This window comes from Algibacter sp., assembly GCF_049667265.1.
Taxonomy (GTDB): Bacteria; Bacteroidota; Bacteroidia; order Flavobacteriales; family Flavobacteriaceae; genus Algibacter_B.
In genome coordinates this window covers 1-2581 of record NZ_JBATHX010000335.1, presented here as the reverse complement: position 1 = coordinate 2581, position 2581 = coordinate 1, and the positions used below count along the sequence as shown (strand labels likewise).

The following is a 2581-nucleotide window of genomic DNA, read 5'->3' as shown; positions in this document are numbered from 1 at the left end:
GCTGTTGGATTTAAATCTATCAAAACAGGAGATACGCTTTCAGATGAAAAGCACCCAATAATTTTAGAATCTATGGATTTTCCTGATCCAGTAATTGGTATTGCGGTGGAGCCTAAAACTAAAGCAGACGTTGATAAATTAGGTATGGGCTTAGCTAAATTGGCTGAGGAAGATCCTACGTTTACAGTACGTTCAGATGAAGCTTCAGGACAGACTATTATTTCTGGAATGGGTGAACTTCACTTAGATGTAATTGTTGATCGTTTACGTCGTGAATTCAAAGTTGAAGTAAATCAAGGTCAACCTCAAGTTGAATATAAAGAAGCTATTACAAAAGCTGCTGATCATAGAGAAGTTTATAAGAAACAATCTGGTGGTCGTGGTAAGTTTGCTGATATTGTATTTACGGTTGAACCAGCTGATGAAGGTGTTGTAGGACTTCAGTTTGAATCTGTAATTAAAGGTGGTAACGTTCCTAAAGAATTTATCCCTTCAATTGAAAAAGGATTTAAACAAGCTATGATTAATGGGCCTTTAGCGGGTTACGAAATTGATGCCATGAAGGTGACATTAAGAGATGGGTCTTACCACGATGTGGATTCGGATCAATTATCTTTCGAATTAGCTGCTAAACTAGGATTTAAAGCTTGTGCTAAAGCAGCAAAAGCGGTAATCATGGAGCCTATTATGAAGCTGGAAGTTATTACTCCAGAAGAAAACATGGGTGATATTGTAGGTGATTTAAATAGAAGAAGAGGTCAAATGACTAGTATGGGTGATAGAGCTGGTGCAAAAACTGTAAAAGCTACTGTGCCATTATCAGAAATGTTTGGATATGTAACAACATTAAGAACATTATCTTCTGGTCGTGCAACGTCAACAATGGAATTTTCACATTATGCTGAAACGCCTTCAAATATATCTGAAGAAGTAATAAAAGCAGCTAAAGGAATTGAATCGTAAATCTTAAGAAAATGAGTCAAAAAATCAGAATAAAATTAAAATCTTACGATCATAACTTAGTAGATAAGTCTGCTGATAAGATTGTAAAAACAGTAAAAAGTACTGGAGCTGTAGTAACTGGACCAATTCCATTGCCAACTCACAAGAAAATATTTACGGTTTTACGTTCTCCACACGTAAACAAGAAATCAAGAGAACAATTTCAATTATCTTCTTATAAGAGATTATTGGATATCTACTCTTCGTCATCAAAAACAATTGATGCGTTAATGAAACTTGAATTGCCAAGTGGTGTTGAAGTAGAGATAAAAGTTTAGTTATAAACTTACATGTCCTGAGCTGCGAGCAAAGGAAAAACGGTAAAAATACAATTCAAGGCTGAAACGTATTTTCGGCCTTGAATATTAATAACAAATAGTAATAAATTAAATAAATAATTATGTCTGGGTTAATTGGAAAAAAAATCGGTATGACCAGCATCTTTGATGAAAACGGGAAAAATATTCCTTGTACAGTAATCGAAGCTGGACCATGTATCGTTACCCAAGTCAGAACTGAAGAGGTTGACGGCTATAAAGCTGTTCAATTAGGTTTCGATGACGCGACAGAAAAAAGCGCTACTAAAGCTGACTTAGGTCATGCTAAAAAAGCGGGTACTTCTGTTAAGCGAAAAATCGTTGAATTTCAAGGTTTTGATGCGGAGTACAAATTAGGAGATGCAATCACTGTTGAACATTTCACCGAAGGTGAGTTTGTTGATGTAGCAGGTACATCGAAAGGTAAAGGATTTCAAGGTGTTGTAAAACGTCATGGTTTCGGTGGTGTAGGTCAAGCTACTCACGGTCAACATAACCGTTTAAGAGCGCCAGGATCAATTGGAGCTGCGTCTTACCCTGCAAGAGTTTTCAAAGGAATGAAAATGGCAGGAAGAATGGGTGGAGAAACAGTCAAAGTTCAAAATTTAAGAGTTTTAAAAGTAGTTGCTGAAAAGAATCTACTTGTGATTAAAGGATGTGTTCCTGGTCATAAAAACGCTTATGTAATTATTAGAAAATAATGAAAGTAGCAGTTTTAGATATAAACGGAAAAGACACAGGTAGAAAGGCAGACCTTTCTAGCGATGTGTTTGCTATTGAGCCTAATAATCATGCAGTATATTTGGATGTTAAACAATATTTAGCAAACCAACGTCAAGGAACTCACAAAGCTAAAGAAAGAGCTGAGATTTCTGGATCGACACGTAAGATTAAAAAGCAAAAAGGAACTGGTACAGCAAGAGCAGGTAGTATTAAGTCAGGTGTATTTAAAGGTGGTGGTCGTATGTTCGGTCCAAGACCTAGAAATTACAGCTTCAAACTTAATAAAAACTTAAAGCGTTTAGCGCGTAAATCTGCCCTAAGTATTAAAGCAGGAGAAAAGTCAATTACAGTTTTAGAAGACTTTAATTTTGATACTGTAAAAACTAAGAATTTTACAGCGGTTTTAAAGGCATTAGATCTTGAAAACAAAAAAACACTCTTTGTGTTGGGTGGGTCAAATAATAACGTATATTTGTCATCGCGCAATTTAAAAAGCTCAGAAGTTATAACTTCTTCAGAATTAAGTACTTACAAGATTT

Annotated in this window: 3 protein-coding genes and 1 pseudogene; all 4 read left to right on the top strand. The window is 35.5% G+C overall.

Annotated elements, in window-relative coordinates:
* A pseudogene (gene fusA, locus WBN21_RS11900) lies at window positions 1-963 on the top strand (elongation factor G); the annotation flags it as partial.
* 11 nt (window positions 964-974) lie between these two features.
* On the top strand, window positions 975-1280 hold the full coding sequence (gene rpsJ, locus WBN21_RS11895; protein ID WP_007650482.1) for a 30S ribosomal protein S10: 306 nt from the start codon (window positions 975-977) through the stop codon (window positions 1278-1280).
* Between the two features lie 122 nt (window positions 1281-1402).
* Window positions 1403-2020 (top strand): 50S ribosomal protein L3, encoded by a 618-nt coding sequence (gene rplC / locus WBN21_RS11890; protein WP_424200557.1) that lies wholly within the window; start codon window positions 1403-1405, stop codon window positions 2018-2020.
* Window positions 2020-2581: 50S ribosomal protein L4 (gene rplD, locus WBN21_RS11885; protein ID WP_424200555.1), on the top strand; the 562-nt coding region annotated here is incomplete at its 3' end. The genes rplC and rplD, both read left to right, overlap by 1 nt.

What these genes read in the sequence shown, in the direction of transcription:
- rplC (WP_424200557.1), top strand. Translation starts at nt 1,403, where the DNA reads ATGTCTGGGTTAATTGGAAAAAAAATCGGTATGACCAGCATCTTTGAT.
- rpsJ (WP_007650482.1), top strand. Translation starts at nt 975, where the DNA reads ATGAGTCAAAAAATCAGAATAAAATTAAAATCTTACGATCATAACTTA.